Raw genomic sequence first — 16,393 nt, 5'->3', positions numbered from 1 at the left:
ATGGATCATGCTCTCAAAGGCAGCGTCGGCGTTCTTGTCGCCGAAAGCGAAGGCCCGCTTCCTTTCGCTGAAGCTTCTTTTTGCCGCAAGCTTTGCCGGATCGGCGAAAGGAAGGGCGTGTGCGTTTACGTATTTTGTTTGCCTTCGATTTCGGAGGGCAACGCAAGCGGGATTCCGGGTTACATGTTTGAGCGGGGAGGCTGGGTCCGCAAACGGCTCCCCCTGCCGGATATCATTTATGACCGCTGCCTGACCTATGACCGCAAAGGGCAGCTGCGCAAACAGCGCCTGCTGTCTAAGCTGGCCGCCAAACATCCGTATATCTACCTGGCGCGGGGGCTTGCGGGAAAATGGGCGGTGTACCAGGCGTTAAGCCAATACCGGGATCTCGCTCCTTATTTGCCGGAAACCGCGCTGTACGAAGGTCCGCTGCAGCTCGCCGAATGGCTTGAAGCCCATGACGGAGAGGCTTTTCTGAAACCCCGAAACGGTACGCACGGCAAAAGGACGCTTTACGTCAAGCTGACGGACTCCGGCAAGGGAATGGGAATGGTCGGCCGGAGCGGCAGCAACGCGTTGTTTAAACGGCGTTTCTCTTCCCGTAAAGCCGGGCTGGAATGGATCGATAAGTTTATCGGAGCCCGCCCCTTTCTGATCCAGCCTTATCTGCAGTTAAACAACGCGCAAGGCGAGCCGTTCGATATTCGAGTTCTCATGCAAAAAAACGAAAAAGGGGAATGGAGCTTAACGGGAATGGCGGTGCGGGTCGGTCCGAAGCATTCGCTGACCTCCAATCTTCACGGCGGCGGCACGGCGCATCAAGCGCTGCCTTATCTGATTCGGGAGCTTGGGGAAGACGGAGGTAAATCCGTCGTTCAAACCATCCGCCATCTGTCCTTGCGGGTACCGGAATATCTGGAGTCCCGCTTCGGCCGCCTGGCTGAGCTTGGCCTCGATTTCGGCGTGGACCGCGAGGGCCGCGTTTGGATCCTGGAGGTGAATTCCAAACCGGGACGGACTTCGTTTTTCCGGATCGGTGACCCGATAAGCGCCCGAAAATCGATTGAAAATCCGATTTCCTACGCCCGTTATTTGCTTCTGAGCAAACCCTGAAAACGTTTAGGAGGATAAAATTCATGAGTTTGACTTATTGCAACGTCCATTTCACGCAGGAACCCGAGCGGGTCGTCTACTTGTCCGGGGCATTAATGAAAAACCTGAAGCTGTCGGGGAAAAAATCGGTTCACCTAAGACTCGGCGGGGAACGGGTGCCCGCTGTCGTCAAGCCGATCAAAAAAACGGGAAAACACCTGTACTTGGCTTACGGGGTGCGCAAAGGCATCAAAATTCCGAAGCCCGGCAGCGTTTTTCTCCGCAGTCTTCAGGAGGGCGAGGTGCAGCTCGGGCCGCTGATCGGCGTGCTGTCCGACGGGCCAACCTCATCCCATACGAATCCGTTTGGTTCCCGCACCGACTTTATCAAGCAGCTGCTGCGCCAGGGCAGCAAGATGTCGTACATTTTTGCCTTTACCCCGCGCGACATCAACTGGGAAAACGATACCGTCAACGGGTATTTCCTGAACGAAGCCGGACGTTTCGTAAGGAAACGCGTGCCGCTGCCCGATGTCGTATACAACCGGCTGCCCAGCCGCCGGGCGGAGACCACGCCCTTGATCAATCAGCTGCGGGACCGGTTTGTCCGCCGGAGGATTCCATTTTTCAACTGGAGCTTCTTCAACAAATCCGACATCTACCGCCTCCTGGAAAGGGATCCTGCGGTTAGCCGCTATGTGCCCGAATCGATCATGAGCCCGACCCCGGAGCAGATCAAGGATATGCTCGACCGCCATTCGCTCGTTTATTACAAACCGAACAGCGGAAGTCTGGGCAACGGGATTTACCGTCTCTCCTATATCCCTAGAAGCGGCTATTACGCCCGTTACCGCAAAAACGGCCGCAACGCCCTGCTCAGGTTCAACTCCTTCAGCAGCCTTATGCGGACGCTGCAGGCCAGACACGGCCGCTCGTTGCGGGGCTACGTCGCCCAGCAGGGCATCCGCCTGATCGAGATCGACGGCTGCCCGATCGATTTTCGTTTTCATATGCACAAAAACGGCAGAAACCAGTGGGTTGTCGTCGGCATCGGGGCCAAGAAAGCCGGGAAAGGCAGCGTAACGACCCATTTGAAAAACGGCGGTAGCCTGCTGACGCCGGAGCAGGCTTTGACCCGGGCTTTCGGACCGCGCGCCGACGAGGTGCTGAGGCACGCGAAAAACGTCGCCATTACGCTGGCCGAGGCGATCGAGTCGCATCACCAGCATCTGCTCGGCGAAATCGGCTTCGACATCGGGATCGACCGGGACGAACGAATCTGGATGTTTGAAGCCAACGCCAAACCCGGGCGTTCCATCTTTAAACATCCCTCGCTCCGCGGCGAAGGGAAAGCCTCGATCGATCATATCCTCGAACATTGCCTGTATTTAAGCAAATTCCGGAGGAGGGACGGCTCATGAGCAGTACGCTTTTGAGCGAGAAGAAGCCGGTCGTCGCCGTGCTGACGGTCGATGACGAAAACAAACTATTCCGCGGCAACCGCGCCAATTTCCGGGATATCGTAAAAACGGGCCAGGAGCTGGATATCCCGGTTTACGTGATCACCGCCCGGGACCTCAAGCTCGGCGCCAAAAAGGTGCAGGGGTACGTGTTCCATCCGGAGGACAAAACGTGGAAAAAGCACTGGGTGCCCCTGCCCGACGTGGTCTACAACCGGGTCCCGCTGCGGGAGGATGAACGGAAGCCGGAGGTGCGGCGGAAAATCGACGAGTGCCTCCGGCATGAGTCGATCCATTTGTACAATCCTTTTTTCTTCAATAAGTGGCGCCTGTTCGATTGGCTGAAAAAGGGCCGGACGACCCGCTCGCTCGTACCGGATACGAAAAAAATGATCGGCCCCAATACGCTGGACGCGATGCTGCAAAAATACGGCAGCCTTTACTTAAAACCGGTGAGCGGCAAGGCGGGCAAGGGGATCATGCTGGTGAAGCTTAACGAGGCCGAGGAGAAACAGTACCGGCTGACGCTTCAGGGCAAAAGAAGCCGGAATGTCGTGTACAAAACGGCCTATCTTCCGGCCCTTTGGAAGCGGATCAGGTCCGAGGCGGGCAAGACGCCATACATTATGCAGGAAAGCATCTCCCTCGCCTCGTACCGCGGCCGCCACTTCGATATGCGCGTGCTCGTGCAAAAGACGGGCAAGGGCGTCTGGACGGTGACCGGCGTAGGCGCCCGACTTGCCGGGCCGAAGCGAATCACGACCCACGTGCCGCAAGGAGGGAGCATTGAGGATCCGGAGAAGCTGCTCACCCCGGCTTTCGGCGCGGACATGACGGATTATTTGATAGGCCGCGTAAAATCGAACGCCCTCCTCATCGCCAAGCAAATCGAAAAGGAATGCGGCCACATCCTGGGCGAGATGTCCATGGACTTGGGGATCGATACGGAAGGGCAAATCTGGTTTTTTGAAGCCAATGCCAAGCCGATGAAATTCGATGAGCCGCATATCCGCAAAAAGTCGCTGGAGCGCATTTTTCAATACAGCCAATATTTATCCCGGCAGCCGAAGCACAAGTAGCGAGGAGGCGAGGAGCGATGGAAATTCGAAAACTTAATCCCGGAGACGGAGCGGGTTGGGAAAAGCAGCATGGCGACATGCTGGCTTTCATCCGGAAGTATGGGGCGGGGCGCATCCCGCCTTCCGCCTTCCGGGCGCTGATGAAGCTGTCTCCAAGCGATCTCGGCCTCCCGGGGAGCTCGCTGCTGGCGGCCCGGATTCAAGCCGAAGACGGGCCGCGGATAGCCGGCGTCTCCTGTGTCACGGATTACGGCCGCGGCCTTTGCCTCGTCGTGGTCCATCCGTTGTACCGGGGACGCGGACTCGGCTCCAGGCTGCTCGCCGAGCAGCTTGCCATTTTGCGGCAGTTGTCATGCCGGGTGGCCTGCGATCAGATCTCCAGCCTGCAGATGTGTTTCCGCGCCGGACTTTATGCCCGCCGGCTGGTCAAGGTTCGCGGCGGTAAACCGCAGCTGCTCCTCGAAAACAGCCTTTCGCGTTCAAACGGCGAAGGCGCCGCCGCCCATTTCAACAAAGAAGGTGATTCTCTTTGTCTCAACCCGTTTTAGGGATCTTGACCTTGTACCTCAATGACAAGAAGCAGCTGGAGGAACGACATATTTACCAAAAAATGATCGCCGAGGGGCAAAGGCTCGGGCTGGACGTTTTTGTGTTCACCCCTGCGGATGTGCATGAGAAAAAAAAGCTGATTTATGCGCTCGTTTACGATCCGAAACAAAAAAAATGGTCCCGCAAATGGCGCCGTTTTCCGAACGTGATTTTCGACCGCTGCCGGATCCAGCGCAGCAAAAGGTTCGAACAGCTGAGGCGTTTCCGGGCGCGTTACGGCAGCCTGACCTTCCTTAACCGCCCGCTGCGCAACAAATGGACGATTTACCAAACGTTGTCCCGCGTGGCGAGGTTCCGCGAGCATCTCCCCGAAACCGTGCTGTTCCAGCATAGCGGGGACGCGCTCGGACTGCTGAAAAAATATCCGGCCGTGTACGTCAAGCCGATCAACGGTACCGGAGGCCGGGGTATCCTGCGGGTCGAACGCCTTGGTGCGGATAATTTCTTGATTCAGGGCCGAAAACAAAACCGCAGCATCGTGTCTCCCCGGAAGATCCATAAAGCCCGGCTGAGCGCTTATCTGCTCGGCTGGAAAGGCAGCGCCCAATTTCTCGCCCAGCAGGGGATTCAAATCAAGCTGCCGAACGGCCGGGTTCACGATTACCGGATGCTGGTACAGAAAAACGGGCAGGGCCGCTGGGAAGCAACAGGCTGCGCCGGGCGGGTCGGCCCGCCCCGCAGCGTAACCTCCAATCTGCACGGCGGCGGGCATGCGGTGGCGATGAACACGCTTTTGAAGCAGTGGATTCCCGGGGAGGAGCGGCGGGCCGAAGTCCGCAGGACCGCCGAGCGCCTGAGCCTGGACATCGCCGAATATTTGGAACAGACTTTCGGCCCCCTGTGCGAGCTGGCCCTCGATTTGGCCATCAACAAGCAAGGGCATATCTATGTCCTCGAGGTGAATCCCAAGCCGGCGCGCGAGGTGTTCATGAGATCCGGCGATCCCGACGCCTACCGGAAAGCGATCGTACGGCCGCTTGAATACGCGATGTGGGTCTACAAACAGAAAGCCGCCCCTTCCTGACGGAAGGAGCGGCTTCGCTTTATTGGGTCCGCTTATTTGTTCCGAAAACGGCTTTATGGTTGCTCGCCTCTAAGGTATACCGGAGCCGATTGGTTCCCGGCATAATCCTCCATCACGACGTACACTTCCTTCGCCGCAGAGGGGAAGCTGAGACAAGCCTTGGTCGTCCTGCCGCGAATGATGCGGTCCTTGTCCCCCACCCCGTAGGTTGTCGGGAATTTTTTCAGAACCCCGTCCTCATACACGTACATGTAACGCCAATCTCTGGTGTTTGGCATCGGCAAATTCAGTTTATCGCCGTCCCATGACCAAGCTTCAGCGTACGGCTCGGAAATTTTATCGATAAACCGGCCGCTGATCGAAACCGGCGTAGCGTCTTGCGAAGAAATCGTCACCAGATAATCGTCCCCGTTTATTGGCATACCGCTAAACAGCGCGGATGTGGAACCTTCCGGAACCGTCACTTTGGCGGAGACAGGCTCCAGAGTGGTGATCCAGTTTAGAGATTGCACGCTGACCGTAATATCGCCCGCAGGCCTGTTCGGATTGGTCCAGGTTACCCGAAGATCGCCGTTTTCCTGCGAATCAACAGCGATATCCGAGACCGAATGGGCCAGATTGAAGTTGATTTTCGCGGCCTGCCCTTCCCGTCCATCTGCGCCAACGGCGGCTACTTTGACCGTGCCCGACTTCGCCGGCAAATTTTTGATGTAATAGATGCCGTCGTATTTGCCGCCGACATAGACATCGTTTACGTATACATTGTATTGTTTAACCTTGGAGTAATCCGGGTCCAGCTCCCATTTGACGGTCATCTCGCCGGTATTCGGATAGGCTGCGGAAATCGCTAGCCCCTCCGGCGCGGAAGGCCTTACCGCCGAACCGTCATCGATGCGGATTTCCCCGATGTTGACCTGGTAGTCAGCCACCGCTTTTTTCCCCGGATCAAACACAAGGCCGAAAGCGGCGATCGATTTACCGCTGTAAGCGCCAAGGTCAAGCTCCGCCGTGACCCAGTCTTTCGTGCGTTTCCCGCTGTCCGGAACGGCGATTTTCACCACGTGCTCCGGATCGTCGGCCAGGATCAGGCCGGCGTACATCGCCGAACCGTCATTGGCCGAGCTTTTGTTGTAAGTCAGCGAAAGCTTCGAGCTTTTATTTACGTCAAGATCCGTCTTATACAGCCGCAGGAAGTTTTCCGCATTCAAATCGCCGCTCACAACCAGCGAGCTGCCGCCTTGGTAGGCGCCGATCTGCTTATAGTCGTATCGATCCGTGTCCGCAATATTATATTCCGGGCCGTAGTCGAAATCGACGGTAAGCTTGTTGCCGGCCGTATCCTGCCACCACTGCCAAGTCACCGGAACGTCCTGCAGGCTCATGTTGGACCACTCGTCCGCGCTTGACACCTTGCCGTCCGCATAATAGGACAGTCCGTGTCCTGTGTTGAAATTCGTATAGAAGTTCGGGCCTTCGATGACGGAACGCTCGGCGATCACGGACGCCATGCCCGGCCAATACCGGTTGTCCGCGTAAACGTCGCCGGCCGTGTTGGTAGCGGAGACCTGCGTGTTTTTCGGATCGATATTCGGCCCCGACCACCACAATTGCTCGCGGACTTTGGTCATCCATTGGTATTCGTTTTCCTGCCGGTGCCGGACCGGCCACGCTTGATTCATATCCTCGTCGAGCCCGGCATGAACGAAATCGGCGCCCAGCGTGGCGATACTAAGTTGCGGCAGGCCGTTGTTCAGTTTATTTTTCAGCGCCGTTCCCTGAACGCTCTTAAACCGGTCGCGCCCGGCCTCAAGCCCGGCGAATCCGACATCGTAAATATCGAAGTCCGTCCCTTGGGAATCGTTCAGCTTGTTCAAATAGTTTTTGGCCGCAGTGATTTGGCTGGCGCCCATGCCGTAATCAAAGAAAAAGGACTGCGCCACCTGTTTGCTGTCGCTTTTGTCGTACAGGAACGAAATATTGTTGTCGTTGAACGTTCTGGCAAAGGTGTTCGCACCGGTACGGGTATCAAGCGAGTCATACCACTGAACGTACAACCCGCCTTTTTGCAGCGCTTTCATAAAGGCGATATAGTCGGGAATATCCTTGGTGTCGACATTGGGGCCGATTTCCTCCTGGTTGATAAAATACCCGTCATACCCGAAGTATTCGGCCATTTCAATCAGCTTGCCGGCCACCGGAAAATTGCCGCGTTCATCCTTGACGATCATCTGCTTATACGTCTGCTGCCCGCGGTCGTTGTTGGAGAAAAAGATCCCCGCCAGCGAGAGCACCCCGTTTTTGTGGGCCGCGTCGGTATACGTCGGATTCGGAATGTTCAGCATGCCGAATTCAAACCACTTCTGCTGCCAGTCCTTCTGCGCCAGTTCGTCGTAATATTCCGGCGGGGTATAGGCCGTCGCCGTTCCGTGCCAATAAGAGTAATAATCGATGTACTGCCAAAAGTTAAAATGATATTGGGCAAATTTGTTCGTGTACGGCGCATTTTCGATAAAGGCGTTTCCATAATCGCCCGCCACGTTCATCATTTTAACGTTCGGGCCGAGCTCCGGATTGGCTTGGGTAGCCGGGAACGGGGCGATTCTTTTTTGCAGCGGCACATGGGATCTGAGCAGTTCGGCGCCAGGGTCCGTCTCCGGGCTCCAATTCATAATATGGCCGCTGGTATACCCGTGTACGCTGGGCTGGTTTGCCCCGTGAGCGCCCCCGCCCTGAAAAGGCCAGGTGTCCCCCGCCTGCGCCTCAAGCGGAAAACCCGTGACAACCACGGCTAAAACCACTGCGATCGAAGTGATTTTGGCAATTGCTTTTCTTCCGGTATGCACCATCATTATTTTCCCTCCGTTTTCATATCATGATGTTGTCCCAATCCGGATTGGTCGTTTACGTTTATCACTCTATATGATGAAAACCCTTCCAACAATGGGACAAATTAAAGATTCCGTGGTCGATTTAAAGAAAAAGCAGACCTTTTCCCTAAGGGAGAAAGATCTGCTTTGCCTAATTATTGGTAATTTGCCGCATCGTCATATAATTCGAGTAGTTCCTCGAAAGCGCCGATCAACGCGTCGGCCCCCGCCAATTCCCGGTCGTTCCCGAAGCCAGCGTAAGCGCAGCCGATGACGGTTTGCCCGTTTTTCTTGCCCGCTTCCACGTCGGAGGAGCGATCACCGACCATCCAGGCGGTGCGGATCGCGTGGTTGTCCAGCAGCAGCTTGACCAAATCCACCTTGGACGCCGTCCGGTATTCGCCGGCGCTGTATAATCCTTCAAACAACGGAAGGATGCCGTGCGTGTCGGCCACGCCCTTTACGTAATGCTCCAGCCCGTTGCTGGCCACAAACAGTCTGACGCCCCGCTCTTTCAGCCGCGTCAAAGTTTCGCGCACCTGCGGGTACAGCTCGGACGGGAGCTCCTTCAGTCCGGCCAGCTCCAGTTCGAGCAGCAGCTCGTCGGCCCGCCGGCGCACCTCCTCGCTTTGGTCCGGCAGCACTTTTTTCCAAATCTCCGGGAGCAGCATGCCGAGACAACTTAAAATCAGTTCCTCCGGGGGCGTTTCTCCTTCATACAGCCGCTCCTCGCGTAGCCGGTCAAACACTTGGTGAAACACGGGAACAAGCAGCGTTTCCGTCTTGAACAACGTTCCGTCCATGTCAAAAATCATCGCTTCGGGTTTTGTCAGCTTAGGTTTTGCGTTCTCCATCCCCACAATCCTTCCCTCTATTGTATAGCCCCATAATATGTCAAAACCGTGCCCGTTGTAAACCTTGCCTGAACTGCGTTGTTTTGTTGAAACAAAAAATACGCCGCTCTTTCCTGACGGAAGGAGCGGCCCAAACTAAGGCGCACGATTTATCTTGTTTGTCTGTCCAATCTTGACTTCGTATTATCATCGTAAACATAACCCTCGATATCATAATCGGGATATTCACGCTCCAGATCGTTCAGCATGCTGGACAGAATCTTTGTCTGATAAGATGAAGAGAGGTCGTCCCAGTCTTTCTTAACGATGTAAACTTCCACCCTAACTTCTTCGCGATCCTTATCAACGTCCAGTTGGATCGATAACGGAATACCGCGATAGGTTGAGTAATCTCTCCTCAATTGACTAAGCATTGTAGATTGGCTTGGTACGTTGCTGCTGCTGCTTCCTATAGAAAGCGTTCCGGACCGGCTGACGGAGAATGTCGTCAGTTTGGAAGAATTTTTGTTTTTCACGGTTCCGTCGATCTTCGCATCCCTGAATTCACGTCTAATATCGTCAGAGATGTCCTGCAGGAACGTTTTCTGTCTTGAAGAAGACAAATTATTCCATGTTTTCTCATCCACCTTGATCGTTACGCTAATGTCATCTTTATCCCCCGACAAAGAAAACGAGGCATCCAAATCGTAATCATCCTCGTGATCATCGTTGAGGTCGTCTTCCAATTTGCTCAGGCTGCCGCTTTTGCCATCCTTTTTCAGCGAATTGATTTCGGATTGCAAGGAAGCGATCGTGGAGTCTCTCGACGCAATCGTCGAATTCGCCGTGGTTAATTCCGTTTTTACACTGTTTAACTGGTTGTTTAAGTCCGTAATTTGATTGCGAAGCATTTCGATGACCTGTGCATCCGAAGAAGACGTATCTGAAATGTTAACGATCTTATTCGTGCCATCCCAGACTAACGATTTGCCGAGCGCTTCACCCGCCATCCGGATAGGTACATAGGTGGTTCCGTTAACCATAAAAGGTTCTTGACCGGAGCTGGACGAAATTGTTTGACCGTTATATACAAGTTTAATATTGCTATAGACCGCCTTCAATGTTTTCGTGGCACTCGCCGCAAAAGCGTCATTGGTAAGCAGCGTCCCGGAAATCAGTACGGATGATAGAGCTACGATGCCGATCATTTTCTTGTTTAACTTCATTGTTTCTAACATTCTCCTTTTCCCTTTTATTGCCCTGCCGCTTAAAGACTGGAATTGGTGACAAGCTTTCTATTAAAATTTAATAGCAGGTAATTTAAGCTTACCATATTTTTCACCCGCAGGCCAATTTCATTTGGTATCAATTTGGTATTTCTTCCGATTTAAAATTTTCAGTTGGAAAACTTAAGGGCAAAAAAGGGCGTTATTCCTGCGATATCAGCGCTTTGAGAGAAATAGAGGCAATTTATGTCGTTATTCTCCCAGGTCGCTAGAAAATGCCTGCGTTCTGGACTATCCATGAGAAAATAAGTACAAAAAATGCCGCTAATGGGGATGAACATGCTCATACCCGGAAAATAAGGCCATAGAATGCCGTTATTACTGAAGAGGCCCTATTATATAAACAAAGGCTCTAATAAGCAAAGGCTCTGATAAGCAAAGGCTCTAATAAGCAAAGGCTCTAATAAGCAGAGGCTCTAATAAGCAGGGGCTCTAATAAGCAGGGGCTCTAATAAGCAAAGGACGCCTTCCGGCGCCCTCGGCTTAAACTGCTACTTCAGACGGATTCCCTTCACTGTGCCGCCGTCAAAGTCCTTCACAAGGAATTCATCGCCCGCAAGAATCCCGTAGGAATGAGGATAGTTATCCTTCGGCAAGGCGATCGATCCCGGATTCAGCACAAACACCCCGCCTTTGCGGTCGGCGACAGGGATATGGGTATGGCCTTGAATGAACACGTCGTTTTCGGCCAGCGGCGGCAGTTGCTCGATATTAAAGCCGTGACCGTGCGTCGCATAAATGCGGCGGCCCTCATGCAAAATCATGGCGTAGTCCGCCATCATCGGAAACTCCAGCAGCATCTGGTCGACTTCCGCGTCGCAATTGCCGCGAACGGCGGCGATTTTGTGCTTGTGCCGGTTCAGCGTCTCCGCGGCCCGCTTCGGATCGTAGCCGTCCGGGAGCGGATTCCGCGGGCCATGGTAGAGGAAATCCCCCAGCATGACAAGCTGGTCCGGCCGCTCTTCCTCGGCCTTCTCCAGCGCCCGGTCCAGCCAATGGGCGGACCCGTGGATGTCCGAAATGAACATCAATTTCATGGCTTACTCTCCGTTCAGCCGGTACCCCGCATGGAACACCGGTCCGACATATTCATTAAACCGATATCCGGAAGCGATGGCGGCGGTGACGAATTTTTTCGCTTTAGCCACAGCTTCCTGGACCGTTAAACCGTTCGCCAGGCCGCCGGTAATGGCCGCCGCAAACGTACAGCCCGCCCCGTGGTTGTAGGCCGGTTCGATTTTCGGCGACTCCAAAACCGTGTACTCCTTGCCATCATAGAACAGGTCGATCGCCATTTCCCCGTCCAGCGCTTTGCCGCCTTTAATGACGACGTTTTTTGCGCCGCGCTCGTAAATCGCTTGAGCCGCCGTCTTCATCTCCTCCAGCGTGGTAAGGCGTCCCAGCCCGGACAATACCCCGGCTTCAAACAAATTCGGCGTCGTCACCGCCGCCAGCGGCAGCAGCAAATCGCGGATTGCGTCGGCGCTTTCCGGATTCAGCACTTCATCCTCGCCTTTGCAGACCATCACCGGGTCGATGACGACATTTTTTTGATCGTACTTGCGGATGCAGGACTCCACGACTTCGATAATCGGTACGCTGCCCAGCATTCCGGTTTTCATCGCGTCGACGGGGCCTCCGGCATACACGGTTTTGAGCTGCTCGGCCACCAATGAGGCTTCCACCGGATAGACGTTATGGTGCCAGCCTTGCTCCGGATCCATCGTGACGATTGTCGTCAAGGCGCTGAAACCGTAAGTGCCGTACTCTTCGAACGTTTTCAAATCGGCCTGAATTCCAGCGCCCCCGCTGGAATCGCTGCCGGCAATCGTTAAAGTTTTGAAGATCTTTGACATGTTGGGTTGCTCCTTTTCGCTGAACTTCCTAGCTCCCGAATCTTGGCGGAAACTGATAACATCTATTTTAGCACTATTTTTAGAAAGTTCAGACTATGGATTGCAAAAAAAACTAAAACCCATGATCGCCCAGTCGTTTTGCCCCGCTGCATATGGCTCAACCTAAAAATTGGCGCCGGAAAGCAGGCTGCCGGAAGACCAGCCGCCAAGATCAACCGCCAGGATCAAGTGCCAGGATCAACTGCCTAGACCAACCGCCGGCCTGCTAAATAGCAGCACTTTATGTACTTATTATCGGGAGCCAGGCATGGTCACCTCCATTAGCGACATTTTTTGTCCTTATTGTCCCTTGAATAGTCCAGAACGCAGGCATTTCCTTGCAATCCGAGAAAATAGCGGCATAAATCGCCTCTATTTCTCGCAAATGGATGGATATCGCCGGAATAAGCACATTTTTTGCTCTTATGATCTTCGCTGAAGATCGCTGGAGTTTCATAAGCAGCCTGGAATGAAGATGAAGATGTACGCCTGATTGTTTTGTCAAGCGCCGTTTAATGGTTCCGAGCCTAAATATGCACCCTCAATTCATCGATGATCCGCTCGGCCGCGGCTTCCCCCGCTCGAATACATTCCTGCGATTTGGAAAAATCGAAGGCGGCGATATGCCCTACCTCGGGCCGGATCACCCAGTTCGCCAAGCGGAGGCTGGTCCGCTTGCGCTCCGCCGTCATCAGGCTGTAGGAACGGTATACGACCTCCACCATATTCCGGGGCAGTTTCGGCTCGTGCTCCCTGGCCACATCGACGGCAATAATCAGGTCCAAGCCCTCGGACTTCAACTCCTCCACCGGCAAATTGTTGAGGACCCCGCCGTCCACCAGCATCTTCTCCTCTGCCATCACGGGCGCAAAAACCCCGGGAAAAGCCGTCGTGGCCCGAAGCGCCAGCCCGATGTCGCCACGGTCGATGATCACCTGCTTTCCCGTGATTAAATCGACGGAGACCGCTTTAAAGCGAATCGGGAAATCCTCGATTTGCAGCGCTTCTTTGCCATGCCGTTTCATCAGCCCTTGAACCGTGTTGTAAATGCTGTCGCCGCCGATCAGTCCCCGCCGCCTGATCCCCAAATCGATCAAACGGTACTTCGGTGTCGTCCGGATCAGCTCTTCGATGTCCCCGGGAGAAATGCCGGCCGCATACAAGCCCCCGATGGCTCCGCCCATGCTCGTCCCGGCGATGCAGTCGATCGGAATACAGTGCTTGTCGAACACCTTCAACACGCCCAGGTGAGCCAGCCCGCGCACCGCGCCGCCGCCCAACACCAAACCGATTTTTCCCATCTTTAACCCCTCATTATGATCGATTCTCATTTGTCTTCATTTTATACCTGCGCTTTTTGTCCCGGCAATCGTTCTTCACCTTTGCCCTCGATCGGATTCGTGTCGACCGGATGTTTAACCCGCATGCCGGTCCGGGTCTCCTGCAGCCGATATCGCTCCCTTCGCCATAGCAGAGCGGCATTCCGAGTCCCGTGAAATGCAGAAGAGCATGCGATTTTCGTCGAAATTACTCGAAGATGACTTGTCAAATGCAAAAGTGCAGTTCATATCCGGTTATATAGATACTTTTTATCAAATCGCCCCGGATGAGATGCATTTTTGCATTTCAATCGCGCTAAAATGGCAGATCGTAAAAAATCAAATGCACCTTTGTATTTGATTCAGTCAAGCCGCGAAAATTCGAGAGCGCCCCGGTAAAGTGTTCCATGCCAAATGTTGAGGGTTGTTCACCTTTTTCCCCCACCATACAATGGATACCATGGAAGGAGGTGATCCGCCGTGAAGTTATTCCGGGGACTGATATTCGTTATGGTCATAACCTTCGGATTTGGATTCTACGGCGAAACCACGCAGGCCGCGGCCAGCACGCTGCAAGCGGGCAGTACCGGCGGCGATGTATGGGATCTCCAATACCGGCTGAAGGCGCTTGGTTTGTTTAACCAGCAGTTGACCGGCTTTTATGGGACTCACACGAAGGCTGCGGTACAAAGCTTCCAGCGAAATTACGGGCTCCAGGTTGATGGGAAGGCCGGTCCGCAAACCTGGCGGGCGCTCAAAAAATATTCACTGAATCAAAGTGAAATGGATATTCTGGCTAGGGTGATCTACAGCGAAGCCAGGGGAGAACCGTACGTGGGTCAGGTAGCTGTCGGCGCTGTTGTGATGAATCGGATTCAATCCGAGCGGTTTCCCGACAATATACGTGATGTCGTGTTCCAGCGCGGTGCGTTTACGGCCGTAGATGACGGACAGTTTTGGCTTAAGCCGGACAAAACGGCTTATCTGGCTGCGCAGGATGCCGTTCGCGGATGGGACCCGACATACCATTCGCTGTTTTATTTTAATCCGAAAACAGCGACAAGCGCCTGGATTTGGACACGTCCGCAAAACGTTACCATAGGCAATCATATATTTACCGACTAATCCGGCAAAACCGGGGACAGGAACTGCAGCTGTGCTGCCGCCTGTCCTTTTTTTACATAATTTCGTTGTGTTTGCGTCGGGCCTAAGAAATTTTTGACATTCATAATTAGGCTTAGGCTCGGAAACAATTTTTCTTAGTCCATCAAATTTAAAAAGATAGGTGTGTACAGCTTCATGTATTTGACCCCGCGATTGTACCACTCCATCGTACGCCCCAGATGGTTTACCGAAAAATATATTCACAACCATATTCGAGACCGTTTCTCCTTAGAAAATAAAATGGTTCTTGATTTTGGCTGCGGAACCGGGGCGAACTGTTGCATAAGCCAGGCTGAGCATTATTGCGGAATCGATCTTGATAGCCGGAGAATCGGCTTTGCCTTCCGAACGAGCTCATTACCGACTATTTAGATGAGTTCCGCAGAGTTTTGAAGCCGAGCGGCAACATGGCCGTTATTGAACCTTATTTATGTCAAAAAAATAAATTCAATAACTGGTTTATGAAGCGATATGACGACGGGAACTACATTCGCAATGAAAATGACTACCTCCAGTTATTTAAAAACGCGCGGTATGATTGTAAAGTGTTAGAAAAATTCAGAAAGTGTTTCCTGTACAATGAAATTTTTTTTAGTGCCACCCCTAAATAAAGCTTTACCTTCAAAGATTAGATAAGAGACATCCCTGCTCAATCCCCATATGTTGACAGAACAACATGAAATATAGCAATATCGAATAAAGGGATAGGCTTCAAACGTTTTTAGAATAAAAGATCTAAGCCTGAACGGAGGGCTATGCACTTGAGAAGCGAGCAGGAAATGATGAACTTGTTTTTGGATTTCGCCGCGAAAGAGGATCGAATCCGCTTGGTAACTATGGAAGGGTCGCGCACCAACGTGAACATTCCTCCCGATTCATTCCAGGATTTCGACATTTCTTATTTTGTTACGGATATGGATTTTTTCAAGGAAAACGATGAATGGCTCGGCGTTTTCGGCAAGCGCATCATGATGCAAAAACCCGAGGATATGGAGCTTTTCCCCCCGGAACTGGGCAACTGGTTCTCCTATATCATGCTTTTCGAGGATGGCAACAAACTGGATCTGACCCTGATTCCCGTGAACGAGTCGGAGCTTTATTTCGCCGAAAGCGACGGTTTGGTGAAGGTATTGCTTGATAAAGACCGTCTCGTCAAAAATGAAGCGACCGCATCCGATCGCGGATATTGGCTTAAAAAGCCGAGCGCCAGGGAGTTTGATGATTGCTGCAACGAGTTCTGGATGGTTTCAACCTATGTCGTCAAAGGGCTGGCGAGACAAGAAATCCTGTTTGCCATCGATCATTTGAACGAAATCGCACGGCCCAATTTGCTGCGGATGATGGCCTGGCACATCGGCTCGGTGCACGGGTATACGTTTAGCGTAGGGAAAAACTATAAATTTATCGACCGCTATCTGCCGCGCGAAGATTGGGAAACATTGCTGTCAACCTATAACGGAACCGGTTATCCGGAAATGTGGCGGTCTTTGTTTACTTGTTACGATCTGTTTAGAAAATACTCCAAAGCGGTGGCGGAAAGCCTTGGGATTACATACCCGGATTATGATGAAGCCATTACGAAATATACCGGGGCGATTTATGATTCGTTGCCGGAAACGAGGTAAACTCTTTGCACATTGCCCCTTCGGCAAGCGAAAACCGCCGGAGAACTTGCTCCGGCGGTGTTTAAATGTGCGGGTTTAGTCGCAGCCTCCTCTTACTGAACACGTGATCTATGAATATAGCGGTAAATTATGGCGCTATT

13 protein-coding genes are annotated in these 16,393 nt (G+C 53.2%); 7 read left to right on the top strand and 6 right to left on the bottom strand.

The window, feature by feature from the left end; genetic code table 11:
• From NYE69_RS13380 to NYE69_RS13360, 5 genes are read left to right on the top strand one after another with little or no spacing between them, the layout of a single operon-like run.
• Positions 1–1,113: a YheC/YheD family endospore coat-associated protein gene (locus NYE69_RS13380; protein ID WP_213509887.1), complete on the top strand. Its 1,113-nt coding sequence runs from the start codon at positions 1–3 to the stop codon at positions 1,111–1,113.
• A gap of 23 nt (positions 1,114–1,136) precedes the next feature.
• Complete coding sequence (locus NYE69_RS13375; RefSeq protein ID WP_316561164.1) at positions 1,137–2,513, top strand: YheC/YheD family endospore coat-associated protein; 1,377 nt, start codon at positions 1,137–1,139, stop codon at positions 2,511–2,513.
• Entirely contained in the window at positions 2,510–3,631 is a 1,122-nt protein-coding gene (locus NYE69_RS13370) for a YheC/YheD family endospore coat-associated protein (protein ID WP_316561163.1), read from the top strand. Before NYE69_RS13375 ends, NYE69_RS13370 begins: the two co-directional genes overlap by 4 nt.
• 17 nt (positions 3,632–3,648) lie before the next feature.
• Complete coding sequence (locus NYE69_RS13365; protein WP_316561162.1) at positions 3,649–4,179, top strand: GNAT family N-acetyltransferase; 531 nt, start codon at positions 3,649–3,651, stop codon at positions 4,177–4,179.
• Positions 4,161–5,264 (top strand): YheC/YheD family endospore coat-associated protein, encoded by a 1,104-nt coding sequence (locus tag NYE69_RS13360; RefSeq protein WP_316561161.1) that lies wholly within the window; start codon positions 4,161–4,163, stop codon positions 5,262–5,264. The genes NYE69_RS13365 and NYE69_RS13360 overlap by 19 nt, the downstream gene beginning before the upstream one ends.
• Positions 5,265–5,317: 53 nt before the next feature.
• On the opposite strand, the gene NYE69_RS13355 is transcribed toward NYE69_RS13360, so the two are convergent.
• From NYE69_RS13355 to NYE69_RS13330, 6 genes are all read right to left on the bottom strand, one after another.
• Entirely contained in the window at positions 5,318–8,113 is a 2,796-nt protein-coding gene (locus NYE69_RS13355; RefSeq protein WP_316561160.1) for an endo-beta-N-acetylglucosaminidase, read from the bottom strand.
• A gap of 173 nt (positions 8,114–8,286) precedes the next feature.
• A complete protein-coding gene (locus NYE69_RS13350; protein WP_240752550.1) occupies positions 8,287–8,985 on the bottom strand; it encodes an HAD family hydrolase in 699 nt (232 codons plus the stop codon).
• Between the two features lie 149 nt (positions 8,986–9,134).
• Positions 9,135–10,190 carry a stalk domain-containing protein gene (locus NYE69_RS13345; protein WP_316561159.1) on the bottom strand — a complete coding sequence of 352 codons (1,056 nt, stop codon included), beginning with the start codon at positions 10,188–10,190 and terminating at the stop codon, positions 9,135–9,137.
• Between the two features lie 551 nt (positions 10,191–10,741).
• Complete coding sequence (gene yfcE / locus NYE69_RS13340) at positions 10,742–11,287, bottom strand: phosphodiesterase (protein ID WP_340926562.1); 546 nt, start codon at positions 11,285–11,287, stop codon at positions 10,742–10,744.
• Positions 11,288–11,290: 3 nt separating this feature from the next.
• Entirely contained in the window at positions 11,291–12,106 is an 816-nt protein-coding gene (gene thiD, locus NYE69_RS13335) for a bifunctional hydroxymethylpyrimidine kinase/phosphomethylpyrimidine kinase (RefSeq protein ID WP_340926560.1), read from the bottom strand.
• Positions 12,107–12,672: 566 nt separating this feature from the next.
• On the bottom strand, positions 12,673–13,446 hold the full coding sequence (locus tag NYE69_RS13330) for a patatin-like phospholipase family protein (RefSeq protein WP_240752545.1): 774 nt from the start codon (positions 13,444–13,446) through the stop codon (positions 12,673–12,675).
• Positions 13,447–13,974: 528 nt separating this feature from the next.
• Here NYE69_RS13330 and sleB point away from each other — a divergent pair.
• Positions 13,975–14,589, top strand: a complete 615-nt coding sequence (gene sleB / locus NYE69_RS13325) for a spore cortex-lytic enzyme (RefSeq protein WP_340930394.1) — start codon at positions 13,975–13,977, stop codon at positions 14,587–14,589.
• Positions 14,590–15,389: 800 nt separating this feature from the next.
• Positions 15,390–16,253 carry an aminoglycoside 6-adenylyltransferase gene (gene ant(6) / locus NYE69_RS13320; RefSeq protein ID WP_340926559.1) on the top strand — a complete coding sequence of 288 codons (864 nt, stop codon included), beginning with the start codon at positions 15,390–15,392 and terminating at the stop codon, positions 16,251–16,253.
• Positions 16,254–16,393: the final 140 nt, after the last annotated feature.

The organism is Paenibacillus sp. FSL R5-0527, assembly GCF_038008055.1.
GTDB lineage: Bacteria > Bacillota > Bacilli > Paenibacillales > Paenibacillaceae > Fontibacillus > Fontibacillus macerans.
This window is presented reverse-complemented; position numbering and strand designations above follow the sequence as displayed.